General features: G+C 45.6%; 15 protein-coding genes. 3 read left to right on the top strand and 12 right to left on the bottom strand.

The window, feature by feature from the left end; all coding sequences use genetic code 11:
* Positions 1-12: 12 nt before the first annotated feature.
* Positions 13-1,152 (bottom strand): glycosyltransferase, encoded by a 1,140-nt coding sequence (locus P8H32_RS04615; RefSeq protein ID WP_301088571.1) that lies wholly within the window; start codon positions 1,150-1,152, stop codon positions 13-15.
* Between the two features lie 21 nt (positions 1,153-1,173).
* Here P8H32_RS04615 and P8H32_RS04610 point away from each other — a divergent pair, with 21 nt between their 5' ends.
* Complete coding sequence (locus P8H32_RS04610) at positions 1,174-2,181, top strand: polysaccharide deacetylase family protein (RefSeq protein WP_301088570.1); 1,008 nt, start codon at positions 1,174-1,176, stop codon at positions 2,179-2,181.
* A gap of 7 nt (positions 2,182-2,188) precedes the next feature.
* Here P8H32_RS04610 and P8H32_RS04605 read toward each other — a convergent pair whose 3' ends face one another.
* Both P8H32_RS04605 and P8H32_RS04600 read right to left on the bottom strand, forming a co-directional pair.
* On the bottom strand, positions 2,189-3,628 hold the full coding sequence (locus P8H32_RS04605) for a FemAB family XrtA/PEP-CTERM system-associated protein (protein WP_301088569.1): 1,440 nt from the start codon (positions 3,626-3,628) through the stop codon (positions 2,189-2,191).
* The gene (locus P8H32_RS04600) at positions 3,609-4,493 is read right to left on the bottom strand and encodes an XrtA system polysaccharide deacetylase (RefSeq protein ID WP_301088568.1); all 885 of its coding nucleotides are present in this window, start codon (positions 4,491-4,493) and stop codon (positions 3,609-3,611) included. Before P8H32_RS04600 ends, P8H32_RS04605 begins: the two co-directional genes overlap by 20 nt.
* A gap of 95 nt (positions 4,494-4,588) precedes the next feature.
* On the opposite strand from P8H32_RS04600, the gene xrt reads away from it, so the two are divergent.
* On the top strand, positions 4,589-6,076 hold the full coding sequence (xrt, locus tag P8H32_RS04595) for an exosortase (RefSeq protein ID WP_301088567.1): 1,488 nt from the start codon (positions 4,589-4,591) through the stop codon (positions 6,074-6,076).
* 6 nt (positions 6,077-6,082) lie between these two features.
* On the opposite strand, the gene P8H32_RS04590 is transcribed toward xrt, so the two are convergent.
* From P8H32_RS04590 to P8H32_RS04565, 6 genes are read right to left on the bottom strand one after another with little or no spacing between them, the layout of a single operon-like run.
* A complete protein-coding gene (locus P8H32_RS04590; RefSeq protein WP_301088566.1) occupies positions 6,083-8,584 on the bottom strand; it encodes an AMP-binding protein in 2,502 nt (833 codons plus the stop codon).
* A gap of 48 nt (positions 8,585-8,632) precedes the next feature.
* The gene (locus P8H32_RS04585; RefSeq protein WP_301088565.1) at positions 8,633-9,925 is read right to left on the bottom strand and encodes a hypothetical protein; all 1,293 of its coding nucleotides are present in this window, start codon (positions 9,923-9,925) and stop codon (positions 8,633-8,635) included.
* Positions 9,926-9,970: 45 nt separating this feature from the next.
* Complete coding sequence (locus tag P8H32_RS04580) at positions 9,971-10,675, bottom strand: CpsD/CapB family tyrosine-protein kinase (protein ID WP_297292007.1); 705 nt, start codon at positions 10,673-10,675, stop codon at positions 9,971-9,973.
* A gap of 41 nt (positions 10,676-10,716) precedes the next feature.
* On the bottom strand, positions 10,717-12,237 hold the full coding sequence (locus P8H32_RS04575; protein ID WP_301088564.1) for an XrtA system polysaccharide chain length determinant: 1,521 nt from the start codon (positions 12,235-12,237) through the stop codon (positions 10,717-10,719).
* A gap of 21 nt (positions 12,238-12,258) precedes the next feature.
* On the bottom strand, positions 12,259-12,909 hold the full coding sequence (locus tag P8H32_RS04570) for an XrtA/PEP-CTERM system exopolysaccharide export protein (protein WP_297292009.1): 651 nt from the start codon (positions 12,907-12,909) through the stop codon (positions 12,259-12,261).
* A 38-nt stretch (positions 12,910-12,947) separates the two neighbouring features.
* The gene (locus P8H32_RS04565; protein WP_301088563.1) at positions 12,948-14,423 is read right to left on the bottom strand and encodes a TIGR03013 family XrtA/PEP-CTERM system glycosyltransferase; all 1,476 of its coding nucleotides are present in this window, start codon (positions 14,421-14,423) and stop codon (positions 12,948-12,950) included.
* A gap of 233 nt (positions 14,424-14,656) precedes the next feature.
* On the opposite strand from P8H32_RS04565, the gene P8H32_RS04560 reads away from it, so the two are divergent.
* On the top strand, positions 14,657-15,664 hold the full coding sequence (locus P8H32_RS04560; protein WP_297292011.1) for an NAD-dependent epimerase: 1,008 nt from the start codon (positions 14,657-14,659) through the stop codon (positions 15,662-15,664).
* A 33-nt stretch (positions 15,665-15,697) separates the two neighbouring features.
* Here the strand turns inward: P8H32_RS04560 and P8H32_RS04555 are convergent, their stop codons facing one another.
* The 3 genes from P8H32_RS04555 to P8H32_RS04545 are packed head-to-tail and all read right to left on the bottom strand — an operon-like array spanning position 15,698 to position 19,328.
* On the bottom strand, positions 15,698-17,053 hold the full coding sequence (locus tag P8H32_RS04555; protein WP_297292012.1) for a phosphomannomutase: 1,356 nt from the start codon (positions 17,051-17,053) through the stop codon (positions 15,698-15,700).
* A 13-nt stretch (positions 17,054-17,066) separates the two neighbouring features.
* Positions 17,067-17,894, bottom strand: coding sequence for a UTP--glucose-1-phosphate uridylyltransferase GalU (galU, locus tag P8H32_RS04550; RefSeq protein WP_297292013.1), 828 nt, complete (start codon positions 17,892-17,894; stop codon positions 17,067-17,069).
* Positions 17,895-17,915: 21 nt separating this feature from the next.
* On the bottom strand, positions 17,916-19,328 hold the full coding sequence (locus P8H32_RS04545; RefSeq protein ID WP_297292014.1) for a mannose-1-phosphate guanylyltransferase/mannose-6-phosphate isomerase: 1,413 nt from the start codon (positions 19,326-19,328) through the stop codon (positions 17,916-17,918).
* Positions 19,329-19,330: the final 2 nt, after the last annotated feature.

Genomic DNA, 19,330 nt, shown 5'->3' with positions numbered 1-19,330 from the left:
TACCTATTACACCTAGGCACTGTCCTTTCCGATTAGAGCTTTATAAAGGCCATTATAGTTATCAAGCATCCCTAAACTAGAGAACACTCTTACAACATGCTGCCGGGCCTCTTTCGCTAACTGTCGCGCCAAAGCCTCATCACCCAGCACTACTATCAGGCCATCTGAAATTGTCCTTGCTTTGCTGCTCTCAACCAACCAACCGTTTTGGCCATGAGTTATGATTTCCTCTGGTCCGCCGCACTTAGTGGCTATTACGGGCAAACCTGTTGCCATTGCCTCAATAGTGGATATTGAGAAACCTTCTGAAGATGATGACAGTAAAAATAAATCCATCTGCCCTAACATAGCCGCGCAATCACGTTGAAAGCCAATAAAATGTACATTCTCACCAATGCCCAGCTGAGCCATTCTTTTATCTAACACCTGCATTAATGATTTTTTAGGGTCACCCGCAATTATAAAGTGCACATTGGGGTTAGTGGCCAGCACTTGCGGCACTGCCTCTATTAATACATCGTAAGCTTTAGCTGGCCTTACATTACCTAAGCTACCCACCAAAATAGCCTCATCATCAAGGTCTAGCTGCTGCCTTATGGTATTAGAATCATTCTTGCCATATTTAGCAGTATCTATACCGTTATAAACGACTGATGTTTTTTTTGGGTTTAACAAACCTTTTTCAAAAATACTGGCCGCCAGGCTTTTACTTACCGACACATAGCGCTTTATGCCCCAGCGCATAGCCCAATGCTTAATCACCTTAAAGCGCTCATTAGGGCTTATATCTACCATGCCATGATAGGTTGCCACTACTGGGCAAAACGTTAGCAAGCCCACTAATGCGGCATATACATTTGAACCTAATAAATGAGAGTGAATAAGGGCAACCTTATGCTGGCGTACTAGCTGTATCAACCTCCATAAAAAGCGGATGTTAAAGCTGCCTTTTGCATCAAGGATAATAGGCGTCAAACCTCTTTTCATTAATTCATCATTAACCCAGCCCTCACCACGTATGACCACCACGCTATTCCAGCCTTTTTCACGCATTTTATCGGCCAGCTGCACAAAGATAGTTTCAGCCCCACCGGGGCCGGTTGTATCTATCAGGTGCAATACCGTAGGCTTGGCTTTACAATCAGCTAACATTCAATAAACCTTCATACTCATATGAACACTTTTTCTACACTAACAAAAAGTTTTGCTAAAGGCGCGCTCGATCTTACCGCCTCGCTGTTAGGGCCCCATCAATTTAGCCCTAGCAAACAGCAATTATGGGTTTTAATGTACCACCGTATTCTTCCCAAACACGACCCACGTTATGCTAAAGAAGAACCGGGCATGATTGTAGAGCCCGAAACCTTTAAGCAGCAACTGCAAATCATAAAGCGGCACTTCACCCCTATCCATCTTTCGGAATGGGTGACACGCCAGCAACAAGGCCTACCCTTACCAGCGAAAGCCTGCGCAATAACCTTTGATGATGGCTGGGCCGATAATGCCGAGTATGCCTACCCCATCATTCAAGAACAGCAGGTGCCTATCACACTATTTGCTGTTAGCGATATGATTGGTACTGACAGGCAGTTTTGGCCCAACCAGATTATCCAACTGCTTGATTCTCCGACCGATTTGCTAGAAACCATCACTTGGCTAGCGCCGCATTTAAGCTCACTAACAGCCCCCAGAGAGGCTGCCTCTTATACTATTAACCGGCTCAAAAAATTTAGTGATGAGCAAATTTACAGCTGGCTTGCAGATCTACCAACTACACCAGAAAACAATAACAAGATCGTCAACACAGGCCTTATGAGTTGGGAACAACTAAAAACCATGAGCCAAAACAACTTGGTTGAAGTTGGCTCCCATACCCGCAACCACTTCAGGCTTAATGGCCAACTTGACGAGCAAATACTTAACAAAGAAATTATTTCTAGTAAGCAGCACTTGCAAGAAGAGCTTGGCCAAGCGATTAATTTATTCTGCTACCCTAATGGCGACATTTGCCCTAAAACTATTGAACTGGTTCAACAGCACTACCAAGCCGCTGTTACCACCCAAAGGGGTATTAATAAGGCTGATACTAATCAACTGCACACTCTGACCCGAATTGGTATTCATCAAGACAGAAGTCACTCAGAAACACTGTTTAAAGCACGCTTAGCTAACTGGTTTTAGTCCTGCATCAGGGGAGGTTTTTAACAATAAACGGACCTATGATTTTTGTAAGCCAAACCGGCAGCTTTTGCCACGCTTTTATGACCAGCTTATATTTCGGGTTATTCGGATTTAACTGCGGCAACTCCCCACCATCAGCCAGCCAATAATACCAATACAACTGCACCGGCTTAGCCCCCCACTGTTTTTTAAATTTAAAGGTTGAAGCATTAATGGAAGATCGGCCAAAATCAAATACCTTATAACCTTTGTCACATGCAAACTTCAGCATATGCCAATACAAAAACATATTGGCATTGCTGTGATTATATTTTTTAAGGGTTGACGCCCAAGGCACCTCTAACTGATGCTTATGGCCCATTAAAAATGATGCGGAAACGGCCTCACCTTTATCGTTTTTTAAGACTACGATATTATTTTTACCTATATTGCTTTCTAATACATTTTTAAAAAAGCTTTTAGCATAGACCGGTGTACCTAAGTCGCGCATATTGATGGCAAATACACGGTAGAAATCATCCAGTAGCTCTTCCCCGCCTATATGCACGGTAAAACCATAAGGCTTGGCTTTATTAACCTGTGCTCTTACTTTGGTGCCCAGCGCCTTCCACAACAGCTCTGATGATTCAGGAAGATCTAACCACATTGATAGTTTATTTTGGTGGCCAGGATATTGGTTTAATGGTTTTAAACAACGGTATTCGATATGGCTTAACTGGGATGCTATCGCTTGCTGCTTCGCTGCATCTAATAAGGCCAGAACCACCTCTTCTGTTTTTCCTATAGGACCGCCATAGTTAAAATAGGGCATGGATATGCCGAAGTTGCCAAACAAGCGGCTGGTTAAATTAACCACAGGTAAAACACCAATTACCTCGCCAGAAATATGCGCCGTATAATAATGGGACTCATGACCAAAGCTTTGTTTTATCAGGTCACACCAGTCGGGGTGGTGATACAAGCTTGCCTCTGTAGAGTGCTTAAGATAATGGAGACAGGCGGGTCTCAAGGCATCATTTAGCGGTTCTATAGTTAAAGCGGAATAATCAAGTTGATTGTTTTGTGTATTTGGTGGCGACTCAGCTTCAGTATTTTTTTCAGCCAGTATTACCAATTGCTCCATCACACACTGGCTAACAGACTCTTCCGTTTTAGTAATAATATCGTCTATTGCTGTTAACTCGGTTTTGTAAACCTTCATCTCGGCAATTAATTCTTCAGCAGATTGACCGGCCTGCTTTAAGGCGCCTATCTCCCTTGAGAGCTTGCCTGTTTTGGCTTTATAGACTTTTTTTTCATCTAAGGCCTGCTGCCGCTTTAATAAGTCAGGTGCTATTTGCGCGGCCAGGGAGCCAATGCCTTGCTCCGCCAACCACTGCTCTGGGGCCTGATAAAAGACCTTCCCTAGCTCAACCCTGGGCATCAAGCTAGACATCGAACTGGGCATAATCATAAGTCTTTAATGTGTTTTGGCTGCTGTGCTGTTGGATAACTTCAGCCATGGTAGTAAATGAGAATTGACTTAATAGTGTGTTTAATCGTGGCAAACACTTTTCAAGATTATTGTAATGCCTAAACCGGCTTAGCAATGAAGCACCTTCAACTCTTGGCTGCTGGGTATCAACTTCCCACGGGTGCAGATAAAAAACAAAGGGCTGGTCTAACTCTTTGGCCGCCTTTTTTAATAAGTATTGGGTTAGCCAATAGGGATATAAGCGAAAGTAGCCTCCCCCGGCTGCGGGCACACGCTGGTTAAACATATTGGCCGATGTAAGCGGAAACTCGGTTAAGGGTGCGCCGCCGTTAACGACTGCATTGTGAATATGGAGGGGGGCCCCGGGTATCCCATAGCGGTCATGTTTCACAGGAAATATACTGGAATCATATTCAAAACCGGCCTCAAGCAAGACATCTAAGGCCCAAATAGATTGCGGAGTGATAGAGTAGCTGGCTGCCCGGTAACCCTTGATACGCTCACCAGTAATGTCTTCAAGCAACTTTTTGGCGGCAAAGGTCTCTTCTTTAAAAACCGCCGGACTTTGAGAATAAATTAGCTGATGACTCATGCCATGACTTGCTACTTCGTGGCCTTGCGCATCAATAGCCCGCACTAACTCCGGATAACGTTGGGCAACCCAGCCCAATACGAAAAATGTAGCTTTAACCTGCTTTTCAGCAAATAAATCTAATAGAGCATGGGTTGATGACTCTACTCTAGACGGCCACTGGTCCCAGTCATTAGTGTCGATATTTTTTGCAAACGCCGCTACGTGGAAGTAATCCTCTACATCGACTGTTAATGCATGCTGCACGGGTTAATCCTTAACTAGTATTTAGCTAAATAGTATAGTCATAAATAAGAAAATTCTGTTAAAGTTAGCCGTAATTTCACCAATTAAAAAGTGTGATGCCGAATCTTAGAACTGCCTACCTAATCGCCAGCGGATTGGCCTTTGCTTTAAGCGCCTATCTTTTTTACCCTTCCGCCGCCACCCTTGATGCCCGCTGGGATACTAACCACGAGGCTTATTCCCATGGCTATTATATATTGCTCGCCACCATTCTATTGGTGATACGCCAGTGGCGCCACTTTAAGCTATCAGACTTCTCGCCTTACCCTCCAGCCCTCCTAGCCTTAATCTGTGGCTGCCTGGCATGGTTAGTTGCCCATATTGGCAATATCAGAATAGGTGAGCAGTTAATGCTGCCCTTTATTGCTTTGTGCCTGGTGTATTTATTGGCGGGTAAATTTATCGGACAGCGCCTGACTTTTCCTATTTTAATTCTCTATACCGTTATACCGGTATGGGACGTATTAAACCCTCCGTTGCAACATATAACCACCATGGTTAGCTCATCGGCACTAAATCTCTTTGGTGTTGCGGTTTATATCCAGGGCAATCATATCAGCATACCTGCCGGTAATTTTGTAGTAGCCTCGGGATGCAGTGGGCTCAATTATCTTCTGATGTGTGTTTTTCTTTCCCTGATTTATGGTCATTTATACCTGCATAATTTAAAGCGCCAGCTGTTAATGCTAGCCGCAGGTATATTGACGGGCGTTATCTGCAACTGGGTAAGGGTCACTAGTATTATTGCTATTGGCCAAATCACTGAAATGCAAAGTTCAGTGATTAACGATCATGAAAATCTGGGGCTGGTTGTTTTTGGTATTTTCACGATTCCCTTGATGCTTTTTGGTCGCTATTTGGAAATAAAAAAGGATGTTAAAACACCGGACGCTCGTCATCTTGCGCCCCAAAGCCCCCGTTGGTTGGCTTGGCCTATACTCGCTGTATGCCTGGTGTTTACAACTCACCAATGGAATAACAATAGCCTCGACAGCCATGATATAAAAGCCGTCACTGCATCTGTCTATAAAAATCTTTTAAATTCTGGGTTGGTTTCCGCTAGTGCCAGCCCTTGGGCGCCCCGTATCGCTGATGCTGATATCAACCTCAATTTACAACAGCCAGGGCTTGCTAACCAACAGGTACTAAACATTTCGATTAGAGGCTTTTTATATGAAACACAAGGTAAAGAGCTGATCTATGAAGACAACCGGCTTTATCCTGAAAGCTGGTTTAAAACTGATGCCACCCAGGCATTAACCGCTAACGGCAATCAGGTAGAGATAGTCACCCTTAAGCATAGGCGCACAGGTAAACAGGTTTTGTCAGTTTATAGCTATCTTATTGGCGACCACACAACAAGTAACGCTCAATGGGTTAAGCCTCTACAAATCTACCAAACGCTATTACAAAAAAGAGAAGCCGCCTTGATAAGCATTAGCCAAAGCTGCGATAAAATTTGTACAGGTGAAATATCTCAACTACTGGCAATGACTGACAGTATTATTGACGGCTATCAATCCGGGTTAAACTCCGCCCTGTAATAACAGCTAATAATGCGCTTTTAACGCCAACTCAAAATCTTTAGATTCTAAAAACTGATGGTGGCTACCCTGTGCATAATAAACAATAGGTTCAGGGTTAATAATTTTATCCCACCCTAAGCACTTATCAGAGTATTGCCCCTCGGGCTGTGGCGGTAACCGAAACAGGATCACCCTGCCCTGGTATTTTTTTTCGTAATGCTCGCTAGCTAAATATTTATCAAGCGCTTTATGGTTGACCAAAGTAAGGTACTGATAACGCCAGACATGAGGTAGGCGTGCGCCGACGCTGAAGATTAATTTTGCCTTTAATTGCATCCAATTATCTTTGAGTCTTAGTGACAGCCCTCTTACCACTCCCTTAAAGGATATGGGTCTGCGTTTGTGGTTACCACCCTCAACTCTGCCAACAGCATCCAGCAAATAGACATCTTCAACATGGATATTTTTTGCTTTAAGTTGCTTTGCGGTTTCTACAGCCAACACGCCACCCATTGAACCGCCTAGCAAACGAACGTTTTTAGTTGGTAAGCTTTTTTCTATAACGCCAGCATATCGCTCGGCCATAGTCACAACATCATAGAGGGGCTCACCACCATCGTAGCCCTGTGCTTGCAGGCCATAGACGGACACGCTCTGTAAATATTTAGCAATAAGCCTATAGTGAAAAACACCACCACCTACCGGATGGATACAGACCAAAGGCGTACCTTCACCACTCTGCAATTTTATTAACTGCGGACTCTGGCTTAACTCGTCACTTGCCGCTGAGCCATGGTACTGTGACTCAAGGGCAGCGGCCATCTCAGCTATACCAGGGTGGCTATAAACGAAGGTCATGGCCAAATTGATCTGTAATCGCGCCTCTATGGCCACCAATAGACTGACCACCTTCAATGAGTCCATTCCCTCGTCAAAGCAGTTGGCGTTTTCATCAATATCGCTATCAAAGGCATCTCGCCAGGCTAGCTGGATTTGCGTCTTATAGTAGGTAAAAGTCTCTGACTCGCGTTCTTTATTGGCAGGGGGCAAATCAGTCGGGGCATTGATAGCGTGCAATGCTTTGCGGTCAACTTTCTGGTTGGCATTTAATGGCAAGGCTGGAACGTGGATGTACTGCGTGGGTAACATATACCACGGCAGCCTGGCTTCCAGTTCGGCTTTGATGGCTTTTTCAATCACTTCCGGGTTATCGGTCGCTGTATAAAAACCGGTTAATTGTTCTTTACGCGGCTCTGCTACAAAGCGTGTTACGCCACTCACCGTTTCGGCCAATGATTCAATTTCGCCCAGCTCTACCCTATGACCACTTAGCTTGACCTGGTTATCAACACGACCTCTGTAATTAAGCCGCATATTTTCATCGTACTGGAATATATCACCCGTTTTATAAACCCGTTGCACACCTTCAGGAAGCCCAAGGTCGACGAACTTCTGCCCGGTCAGTTGCGGTTGACCAATATAGCCCAGCGCTAAACCTTTACCTGCAATCAATAACTCACCCTTGCCATTGGTATGGGTGACTAGCTGCCCTTGTTCATCAACTAAATAGAAACTGTAACCCGGTAGGGCCCCAGAAAAAGCCAGTTGTCCGTTGACGGGATACGACTCTATTGCAGACCAGACTGTAGCCTCGGTTGGCCCATAGCAGTGCCATACCTTTTTGACTTTGGTCGCCAGGTTATCAGCCAGTGCCTTTGGCACTTTGTCACCACCAATGATTATCTGCAGTTTGTTGCTACCGGGCCAACCGGAGTCAGTTAAGGTTTGGAAAGTACCCGGGGTCGCCTGTAATAGGTTAATTTCCAAAGCGGATAACTGGTCGGCCAAACACTGGGGGGAATTAATCGCAGCGCCATTATCCAATACGCAACAACCACCCGTGACTAACGGAAGAAACAGGTCTGGCATCACTAAATCAAAGGCAAAGGAAGTGATGCATAGTTGTCTTAATGAATTATCCAGGGCCAATGTATTTTTCATCACGTCGAGCAGGTGCCAAAGGGAGTGATGGGTTATTGCTACGCCTTTGGGTTGGCCTGTCGAGCCTGATGTAAAAATAATATAGGCCGTATCACAACACAGCGGTGAAAATGATGGCGCGGCTGAGGCGGGCTTAACAAGAGTGTCAGGGGCTAATAATTTTTGTGCGGACGGGATATTGCCAGCTGCGCTATCACCAACAATAAATCTACAGGCCGCCTGTTTTAAAACAGCTTCAACTCGACCTAAAGGCCACTGCTGTTCTACAGGAAGGTAAATAGCACCGGCTTTAAAGATGCCCAATATCACTGGCCAGATAGTGATTTCACGGGGCATGCAGATAGCAACTACATCACCTACAGCGACTCCTTTTGCCTGCAAGTTAATGGCCACATTGTTCGACAAGTGGTCCAGCTGCTGATAGCTAAGCGAGCTTTGCCCAGCCTGAACCGCTACAGCCTGGGGCTGGGTGTTTACCCAGTAATTTATTACCTCAATCACTGACTGCATCGGAGCCTTTATCATTCCGTTTTATCGACATCTACAGTTTCAACAGGAAACAACAAACATCACCTAGTCAAAGCTATAGGTTAAATTGACACCACCTTTAAGCTCGTCGTAATCGCGGTCCTCTGTATCAAATTCTTTGTCTTCATAGGCAATGTAAAAACCTGCTGACAGTTTTTCAACTAACTGCCATCTTAAGGCTGCGCGATACACCAGGCTTTCATAATCGCTTTGAACCAAGGCTTGATTAGAGAAGCTTACATCTTGCCATATCAAACCCAAATCCCAGCTAATCAAACGACTCCATTGATAAGAAAGACGGGTATTTAACCGTATCTCATCATTATCACGGGGGAGAGTTTCATAGTTCTCATCTTCATACATTAATGAGAGATCAAGTGTACAGGAGTTACAAAGGCCTTCGCTTTGGTAGCTTATTTCTATGCTGCTTCGCTCAAACACATCAACCTCTTCAAAGTCTGAAGAGTTTTCGCTTAGACCTTCATTATTGGTTCCCCGCGACGTATCTGTTAGTTCCTGCAGTACATCCAGGCTGAATAGTGATCGGCTGACTTTATAGTTAGCATTGGCTTTGAAGTATTGGCCATCGTAGTCATCATTAGTCCGCTTTGACTCGTTCATACCTGCAGTAATGGAATAAGAAAGCTTCGACAGGCTCGCCTGGTAATTTACGGTATACAGATAATACTCGTAATCAAAAAGGTCGCTATCAAAGGTCACATCGTCATAACTGACTTGCAAACCCACACGGTCAATTTTACTTAAGGCACGCGTCCAGTTAATACGCCCGCCTATACGCCCAGAATCCTGGTTATCGGTATCTTCATATTTTATATCGGTGTAGCTGGGGCTAAAGGTAAGACTATCGACCGATGAAGGGCGCATTATAAAATCGACCCGGGCACTGGATATAGAGCGGTCTTCGCGATTATCTTCTACATCATTTAACGCTTTATTTTTGATCACATTTTTTCGAGAGTTTTCTAAAGTCCAGATAAGTTGCTGGTCAATCTGCTCATACACTACGCTGCCGGAGCCGTTCACCCGGGTCTCGTCATCAAAGCTATCTTGCTGATAGCTGGAACGAGCCGCGCTATAGCTGAGGTCCACTTTAACTTTTTCACCCTCATGCTCAGCATTCACCGACGCGGAAACCGTGCTTTTTAAATCGCTGCGTTTATTGTCTGGCGCCTTGGTCATATTGTCGCTGTGCTCAGCTTGCAGGCCGGCGGTAGCACTTAAATCCAAAGCAAAACTGGCGGAGCTAGCCGCCGCAACGGCAAGAACAAGTGGTAGAGACTTAAGTGCGCAAATCAATGTGTCATTATTTGTCGACATGTTATTACCCTTTATCTTGTATTGAGGCGATCGAGTACGCCTCTTTTAATTATTAAACACCAGTCCGGCAAACTTCTCTTCACCAACGGCATCTACACCGGCCATTACCTGATTTGATGTCGCTTTACCAAAAGGCACAACCAACACCGCCAAATCTGCCACGCGCGATAAAATTCTCGCCAGGGATGAATCACTGACTGGCGGCACATCCAGAACCACAAATCGGTCTGGGTAGCGGTCTTTGACGGATTTAATTAACTCGAACATTCGAGGCGAAGAAAGTCTCTCTACTGAAGTATCATCACCGGCACCCGGGGGTATTACCCTTACGCGGGGAATACCTGCAGAATAAATAATGTCTTTTAAATCAAGACGGGTATCATCCAGGTAGTCCATCAAACCAACATCAAAACTGCCTTTGATTAACTCTTCGCTAAAAGAGTTTTCAAAATTGCAGTCAATATAAATAGCGGTTTTCTGCTCATCCAGCGCAAATGATGTGGCAAGATTCATAGAGACCAGACTGGAATCGGTTCCGGTACTTAGCGAGCTCACTAGCAATACACAGTTACTGCCGTGGGTTTTGTGTAATAATTTTGTTCTTAAATCCCTAAAAGCATTCAGCACTTCGCGCTGCGCCATACCCGGGTAAATAATTTTGAAAGCCGCCAGCTCATCCTGTGTCTTTAGGGCAATCTCTGACATACGGGCAATGTCATTTGTGTTTCTTCCATTCATCTCAGTAATCATAATTTTTTCCACCTGCAGCCAATGACACCAAGACGGCCAACTTATAGATAACCATTTAAACGCCCCCAAACCAAACCGGCATAAAGACCTGCGGCAACTAAACATACAAATGACAGCACCAGCATATCTACACGGACCAACCGGGCTGTTAATCTTGTGCGAATATGGGGAACTACAACTAACAATTCAACATTGGCGGGCAAGGAATCCGTCAACTGCGCCGGTGACCGCAACCTTGGATCGACCAATACATAAAATACGACGATACCAATGGCGGCCAATAAACCCACCAGAGGCGCTGCCAAAACAAAATGAATAAAGCGAATGCCCGAGGGATATAGTGGGTAGACTGCCGGTTCCTGAATTTTGAAATTTATCCCCTGGCCTTCAACATCCAGCGTCATTGACAAGCGCGCCTTTTCCTTTCGCCCCAGCATTTCTTCATAGATATCACGGGTCACATCATAATCGCGCACCAACTCGGCCAACTCCGCATCCTTTGAGGCAATTCTTTCAGCTCGAAGGTATTCTTCCTTTAGCATTCTCTGTACAGAAGCCAGGCGGTTCTTTTGACTACGTAAATCCACCTCAGCTTGTGCCTGCTGTTTTCTGAGCTCTTCATACAAAGGGTTTTCTACCGAATCTGAGCTTGAGTTACCCGAGCGATAGTCACTGCCCTTCATTGCATCGATAATTAGTTCTTGCGCAGAAATTTGCTGCTTGAGGGTAACAATGTCTGGGTAGGTTTCCTGGTAACTTAATCGCAATATATCCAGGCGTTCTTTCAGCAGGTTCAATCTGGCTTTTTCTTCATCCACTTTACTTTTTGCAGACAGATATTCGCTTTCGCTTTTCATCTGCTCACGCAGGGATTTCTCTCTGGCATCGGTTTCGCCAATGGTTAGCTTAAGTTCTTCGATCTGTAAGCGCAGCTGGTTAATTCTTGCTGATACTGAGCGCTCATCACCATCCAGGTTTTTAGATTTAAATTCTTTTAGCAGTTTTTCAGCCAGTAATAATTGACGCTTATAGGTGACTACTTGTTGCTCAATAAATTCATAGGCACTGCGGCTTTCCTGCCGTCTTTTCTCAGAGGTGTCGGTGATAAAGGAATCCACCACCGCATTTAACACATTGAAGGATGCATCCTGGTCTTGATTGGAATAGATGACTCTAAAGTAATTCTTGCCCTCATTTTTGATTTCAACGCTGTCCCTTAAGGCTGCAATCTGTCCTTCTTGCTCTTCAACCGTGGTCAAGGGGCCAATCATCCCCATATCGTTGGCAACTTTAAGCATGATCTTTCTGGTGTAGATTTGCTCTCTGGCCTGCTCTGAGCGGTCAATGGCTGTCACCTCGGCCCGGCCTTTCAACAGGGGCTGAATAATATTGGTGACATCCGCATAGAGCATTGCGCTGGTTTCGTAGCGCTCAGGCCAAAAAAAGCCCACACCTAAAACGGTGAAGGTAACAGCCAGGAGTACGCCAACAACCCAGTTTCGCCACTCTACCAATTCGCGAATGACGGCACTAAATAGCTCTGTAAAATAACTTGCTTCCATTTTTTTTGGTTTCCCGAGCTATTAAAACGACCGTTCTGGAACAGTTACGATATCTGATGGTACCAACATATAGTTCGTCTCTAATTTTCCATATTTAAGTATGTCATCGAGATTGATGTCATAGACTTTTATTTCTGACGACACCCTGCGATACAGTTTTGCCTCACTGGGTATAGCAAATTGATTAACGCCACCTGCCATGAGCACTAAGTCCAGCACGGTCATACCTTTTCTATAGGGAACGGATTGCGGGCTATTGACTGCACCGGTCACCCGGATGCGGGATTGAAAATCGGAGCTACTGGGGTTGGTAACGATCACGGTAACTTGAGGACTTTTAATATAAACCAGCAGTTCTTTGGCAATGGCTTCTGACAGTGACTCGGTGGTATTTCCGGCGGCCAAAACATCACCAATCAGTGACATTGATATCATCCCATCCGGCCTTACGGGCACGTCCAAAGACAACTTCTCATTACCCCATACATCCACTCTAATTTGATCACCGACACCAATCTTATAGGGCTCGCTACTATACTCCTGCACCATTACCGGCGACATTTGATACGTATTGCCCGATGAATTACAAGCCGCGATGAATACACATAGACCTAATAATAGAAGCAGCTTTGGTAGCCCTTCCACCATTAACGCCTTTTTGTCACTTTTCATAGGATTTACCCCTGACACTTTTATATGATTAAGCACTGTTAACGCACCCCCTTCCCAAGCAAAATTACTTCAACACTTTGCACGACAATAAGAACATCCAGCAAAACACTATGATTTTTCACATAATAAAGATCATAAACCAGCTTATTAGCGGCATCCTCGACAGAGGCACCATAGGGATATTTAAGTTGCGCCCATCCCATCAAGCCGGGCTTAACGCGGTGGCGCGCTTCATAATAAGGTAACTGCTTCGCCAAATCACCCACAAACTCTGGCCGTTCGGGTCTGGGGCCAACAAAGCTCATCTCGCCTTTTAATACATTGAATATTTGCGGCAGCTCATCCAGCCGAGTATTTCGGATAAAGGCGCCAATGCGGGTTACTCTTGCATCATTCTGCTGTGCCCATACAGCCTTGCCGTCTTGTTCTGCATTTTGGGTCATACTGCGAAATTTAACAATTTCAAACACTCGGCCATTAAAACCCACCCGCTGTTGTTTATAGAGCACAGGACGCCCGGTTTCCAGAAATACAGCGAGCATGGTCATCAACATAAGCGGCCAAACCAGTGCCAGCAACACTAACGATATGCCTATATCAAAGACTCGCTTGCCGCCATCCCGGGAACGGCTGTATCGAAAGCCATCACCAAAAACCATCCAGCCGGGATGAATTTCAGCCAATTCGATACGACCCAGTTCACGCTCATAAAATCCAACCAATGGCGTAATCCGAACGCCGTTTAACTTCCAGTCCAATAATTCATCGAGGGGGAAATACCCTCCCGAATCACGACGCCGGTCATCCAGAGCCACCACAATTTCATCAACATTGTGTTTTGAGACTAAATGCCCAATACCGCCGACAGAGTCCAACAACTGATGCTCGGGTACTTCAATGCTATTTCCGTCCGAGGGAATAAAACCCACAATATCAAAACCCACGGAAGCTTCTGCCCGAATGGATTCGATCATCTGCGCGGCCTTTTTTCCGGCACCCAGTACCAGTATTCTTCGACGCAATCGAACGGCATCAACGACAGAGTAAAATGCGTAGCGCACAGCCAGCACACTCGCAAGGGATAAGGCTACGGCGGTGAAAAGCGCCCCTTTCATCACACTCACACTGAATAAAATATAGCCAAGCAGCAACATCAAAATACCGCCTACCAGGCAAAAGCTGACCACACTGCGCACAGCCATTGCTGCAAAGTTCTCTTTAACACCTGTTTCATACACCCCCATAGAGAAGGTGCTTAGCAGCATGACGGAGGCATAGATAAGGGTAAAGCGGATAACCAGACCAAACTGGGCAGCCTCCAGGATAACAGCAGGCTGGGTGAGCACTATGCTCAAATAGGCACAGGCCGCCAGAATGGTAAACTCAATAGCTGCGAGCACAACGTAGGGCGACTGGATATAATGATTAAAAACTCTGATATGTGCCAATGCTACTAATTCCTTGATCTGGCCATGCCTTTGATCCGCATTAAAGGCAATGATTAAAAATGACACCAAGCAAAGGCAGTTAATGCCCTAACACTCCGTGTTCAGTAATTTTGGACTGATTATCAGTAAGTTCCAACTAATAACCTATCTAGTTTAATATAAGTTGGCGAGATTACGATGTCTGATTGCGAAAATTATGCCAATAACCAGTGATTGGCGACCAATGTCGGACACAGGGCATCAATGTACTGCTATTATTAGCGCGCAATAATTATGATGGATCCATTGAGATATACATTATGACAATACTAGTCACTGGAACCGCAGGTTTTATTGGCTGCGAAGTCGCTTTACAGCTGTTGCTTCGCGGCGAGACGGTTATCGGCATAGACAATGTTAATGACTATTATGACACCACACTTAAACGGGCAAGACTTGACCGGCTGACCCAGCACCCCAATTACCAGCACCGGGAATTTTGCCTGTCAGACTACGGCGCCCTTGAAGCCGTATTCAAGCAGCACACACCTGCTAAGGTCATTCACCTGGCGGCACAGGCTGGAGTGCGATATTCGATTACCAACCCGCACACTTATATCAGCTCAAATTTAGTGGGCTTTGCCAATATGCTGGAATGCTGCCGCCATTACGCCGTTGAACATCTGGTTTATGCCTCCAGCAGTTCAGTTTACGGCGCCAATACCAAACAGCCCTTCGCCATAGAACACGGCGCCGATCACCCGGTCAGCCTGTATGCGGCCACCAAAAAATCCAATGAATTAATGGCACACACTTACAGTCACCTTTATGACATACCCACCACAGGCCTGAGGTTTTTTACTGTGTACGGCCCCTGGGGGCGCCCGGATATGGCACCGATGATCTTTGCCAACAAGATTTCAAACGGCGAACCTATCGATGTATTTAATTACGGCAATCATCGACGCGACTTCACTTATATCGACGATATTGTTGAGGGTGTTATTCGCGTTATGGATAAAACCGCCGAAGGCAATGCAGACTGGAACAGCAATGAGCCTGACCCGGCATCATCCAAAGCACCTTATAGAATTTATAATATTGGCTGCAATGAGCCCGTTGAACTAATGAGGTTTATTGAATTGATGGAGCAGGCGCTGGGCAAAACTGCGATTAAAAATCTGCTGCCCATGCAGCCCGGGGATGTGCCTGATACTTATGCTGACGTCAGCTCATTAATCAGGGATATTAATTACCAGCCCAAAACTGATATTGAAACCGGGGTGGAACGCTTTGTCAGTTGGTACAAAGACTATTATCAAAAATAGTTGCAGGCCTGTGTAGCAGCCCGCAGCTATTTTTTATCCATCCGCCAAGAAGGCCAGTAGTTGCTCAGTCTTTTCTTGCATCAAAGCTGTGTTGTTACGGCTTTCAACATTTAATCGAACCACCGGCTCGGTGTTGGACATGCGCAAGTTAAAGCGCCAGTCGCCAAAACTCATACTTAGGCCATCGACACGCTCCACACTGTCTGCAGTTGCAGTGAAATGCGCTTCAACCCTGGCAATAGCCGCCGCAGGGTCATCAATCTTGCGATTAATCTCACCACTACATGGATAGGCTTTCATTCGCTCTGCGACCATTTCAGATAAGGGCATATTTCGATTTGAAATCAGCTGTGTCACCAACAACCAGGGAATCATACCGCTATCACAGTAGGCGAAATCCCTGAAATAATGGTGCGCACTCATCTCACCGCCATAAACTGCATTTTCAAGGCGCATGCGCTCCTTGATAAAAGCATGCCCTGTTTTACTTTCAACGGCAGCGCCACCGCTGGATTCAACAATATCGATAGTATTCCAGGTCAAACGCGGGTCGTGGACAATTTTTTCTCCACCGTTGCTTAGCAAAAAGGCCTCTGCCAATAGGCCAACCACATAGTAACCCTCAATAAACTCGCCATTTTCATCAAAGAAAAAGCAGCGGTCAAAATCACCGTCCCAGGCAATACCCAAATCGGCATTATGCTCTTTGACGGCATCAATGGTGATTTGGCGATTTTCAACTAACAGCGGGTTAGGAACACCGTTAGGAAAGTTACCATCGGGGTTATGGTGCAGTTTAATAAATTCAAAAGGTAATTTAGCTTCAATGCGATCAATCACTGCGCCGGCGCCACCATTGCCCGCATTGACCACCACCTTAAGTGGTTTCAAGGTGCTGACATCGACATACGACAACAGGTGATCGATATAAGCCTCCGCTGAATCCAAAGGATAAAGCTGGCCTTTAGTCGCCACCTCAGCAAAATCATTAATTTCAGCTAACTTTTTAATATCAAATAAACCGGTATCACCGCTAATCGGTTTTGAACCTTCGCGAACAAACTTCATACCATTGTAATCTTTCGGGTTGTGGCTGGCCGTTACTGCAATACCACCATCCATCTCGGCATGAAAAGTGGCGAAGTAGATTTCTTCGGTGCCACACTGGCCAATATCATAAACATCGACACCAGAATCCATCAGGCCTTTAGAAACCGCTGCTTTTATTTCTTCGCTACTCAATCGAATATCGTGCCCCACTACCACTTTTTTTGGCGACACAACTTGTGCATAAGCACGGCCAATCGCGTAGGCGATATCCGCATTTAATTCATCGGGCACGCGGCCGCGAATATCGTAAGCTTTAAAACAGGTTAACTCGTTGGACATGTCGATCTATCTCTTAATTATTTTTATAGACATTTTCATAAACGTAATTGGTCGCTTCAACAAAACCATCAACGCTACCGCAATCAAAACGATTACCTTCAAATTTATAGGCCATCACACAGCCATTTTTGGCCTGGGTTAACAGCGCATCTGTAAGCTGTACTTCGCCGCCTTTTCCTGGTGGCGTATCTTTTAAGATATCAAAAATGTCCGGCGTTAAAATGTAGCGGCCGATAATCGCCAGGTTGGATGGCGCATCTTCAGGTTTGGGTTTTTCAACCATATCGTCAACACGGTATAGGCCATCTTTTAAAGCTTCACCGGCAATAACACCGTATTTTTCAGTTTGGTCTTTTGGTACTTCCTGAATCGCCACGATGCTGCAACGAAACTGTTTATACAGGTTGACCATCTGCGCTAAAACAGCATCGCCATTATTGATACATAAATCATCCGATAACACGACACCAAACGGCTCGTTACCTATCAGGGTTTCGCCAGTCAAGATAGCATGCCCCAGGCCTTTCATTTCTCGTTGGCGCGTCATGGTGAAAGTCGCCTGGTCGAGAACACCACGAATACTGGTTAAATAGCTTTCTTTGGCGCTACCAGCAATTTGGTGCTCCAGTTCATAGCTAATATCAAAGTGATCAGTAATGGCACGCTTGCCACGACCCGTCACAAAAGCCATTTGGTTCATGCCTGCAGCAATGGCTTCTTCAACTCCATATTGCACCAGTGGTTTATTAACCACAGGAAGCATTTCTTTGGGCATGGATTTAGTGGCTGGCAAAAAGCGTGTACCGTAACCCGCGACTGGAAATAAACATTTATTAATCATTATTATAAACCCTGTATAAAATTAACTTTCACTGCGACCATAGACATCTTCAAACCGAACAATATCATCTTCACCCAAATAACTACCACTTTGCACCTCAATCAACTCGAGGGGAATCACCCCCGTATTAGCCAGGCGGTGCTTGGTACCCAGAGGGATATAAGTCGATTGATCTTCGGATAAAATAGATTCTGTTTCACCGCAGGTAACCACTGCTGTGCCACTAACAACAATCCAATGCTCTGCGCGGTGGTGATGTAATTGCAGTGATAATTTTTGACCCGGGTTGACGATAATACGCTTAACCTGGAAACGGTCCGCAATCGCCAGGGACTCATAAGAACCCCAGGGGCGATACACCTTAGTATGTGTGTTAGCTTCGCTTCGACCTTCGGCTTTTAACGTATTAACAATGGCTTTTACATCCTGAACCTGATCCTTGTCGGCAACCAGTACTGCATCGGGAGTTTCAACTACGACGATATTATCAATACCCACTGTGGTCACTAAGCGGGAATTACTGTGCACATAACTATTTTTAGTATTATGCATCATGGTGTCACCCACGGTGACATTGTGGGCAGCGTCTTTATCACCCACTTCCCACAAACTGGACCAGGCACCCACATCACTCCAGCCACAGGACATGGGTACGACTACGCCTTTATCGGTTTTTTCCATCACCGCATAGTCGATGGAGTCACTGGGGCACTGGGCAAATTCATCAGCACCCAAGCGCACAAAATCAAGGTCATTATCGGCACTGTTAAAGGCAGCCTGGGCCGCCGACAGCATATCGGGAGCAAAGGCCTGCAACTCATCCAGGTAGGCCTGGGCACCAATCAGGAACATACCGCTATTCCAGTAGTAGTCACCACTATCAACATATTGCCGGGCAATATCTAAAGACGGCTTTTCAACAAATTCAGCAATGGCATAACTACCGGCAGACAATTCTGCATTGCGGCGGATATAGCCATAACCGGTTTCCGGGGACTCGGGCACAATGCCAAAAGTAACCAGCTTACCCTGTTTGGCTTCAGTCATACCCACTTCAACCGCCGCTGAAAATGCACTGACATCCCTAACAACATGGTCGGCGGGCATTACCAGCATCACACTATCGGCGCTTTGTTTGATGGCCTGTAAAGCCGCCACTGCAACCGCAGGCGCAGTATTCTTGCCCATGGGTTCGAGAATAATGGCGTCGGGGTTGGCACCGATACCACGCATTTGCTCGGCTACGGTAAAGCGGTGTTCGTCATTACACACAATAATTGGCGCGCCGGCATTTAAGCTTTGGGTGCGCTCCATGGTTTGCTCCAGCAAACTTAAACTGCCAGCCAAAGGAAGAAATTGCTTTGGGTTAAGTTCTCTGGACAGTGGCCATAAGCGGCTACCAACGCCGCCGGATAACAATACGGGTATTAACATAA

Source organism: Oceanicoccus sp. (assembly GCF_029238675.1).
Classification (GTDB): domain Bacteria; phylum Pseudomonadota; class Gammaproteobacteria; order Pseudomonadales; family Dasaniaceae; genus Oceanicoccus.
This window is presented reverse-complemented; position numbering and strand designations above follow the sequence as displayed.

Excerpts from the sequence above, each read along its gene's own strand:
- P8H32_RS04575 (WP_301088564.1), bottom strand. The coding sequence starts at position 12,237 with ATGGAAGCAAGTTATTTTACAGAGCTATTTAGTGCCGTCATTCGCGAA.
- P8H32_RS04615 (WP_301088571.1), bottom strand. The coding sequence starts at position 1,152 with ATGTTAGCTGATTGTAAAGCCAAGCCTACGGTATTGCACCTGATAGAT.
- P8H32_RS04555 (WP_297292012.1), bottom strand. The coding sequence starts at position 17,053 with ATGTCCAACGAGTTAACCTGTTTTAAAGCTTACGATATTCGCGGCCGC.
- P8H32_RS04560 (WP_297292011.1), top strand. The coding sequence starts at position 14,657 with ATGACAATACTAGTCACTGGAACCGCAGGTTTTATTGGCTGCGAAGTC.
- P8H32_RS04580 (WP_297292007.1), bottom strand. The coding sequence starts at position 10,675 with ATGATTACTGAGATGAATGGAAGAAACACAAATGACATTGCCCGTATG.
- P8H32_RS04545 (WP_297292014.1), bottom strand. The coding sequence starts at position 19,328 with ATGTTAATACCCGTATTGTTATCCGGCGGCGTTGGTAGCCGCTTATGG.
- P8H32_RS04570 (WP_297292009.1), bottom strand. The coding sequence starts at position 12,909 with ATGAAAAGTGACAAAAAGGCGTTAATGGTGGAAGGGCTACCAAAGCTG.
- P8H32_RS04610 (WP_301088570.1), top strand. The coding sequence starts at position 1,174 with ATGAACACTTTTTCTACACTAACAAAAAGTTTTGCTAAAGGCGCGCTC.
- P8H32_RS04605 (WP_301088569.1), bottom strand. The coding sequence starts at position 3,628 with ATGCCCAGTTCGATGTCTAGCTTGATGCCCAGGGTTGAGCTAGGGAAG.
- P8H32_RS04590 (WP_301088566.1), bottom strand. The coding sequence starts at position 8,584 with ATGATAAAGGCTCCGATGCAGTCAGTGATTGAGGTAATAAATTACTGG.
- xrt (WP_301088567.1), top strand. The coding sequence starts at position 4,589 with ATGCCGAATCTTAGAACTGCCTACCTAATCGCCAGCGGATTGGCCTTT.
- P8H32_RS04585 (WP_301088565.1), bottom strand. The coding sequence starts at position 9,925 with ATGTCGACAAATAATGACACATTGATTTGCGCACTTAAGTCTCTACCA.
- galU (WP_297292013.1), bottom strand. The coding sequence starts at position 17,894 with ATGATTAATAAATGTTTATTTCCAGTCGCGGGTTACGGTACACGCTTT.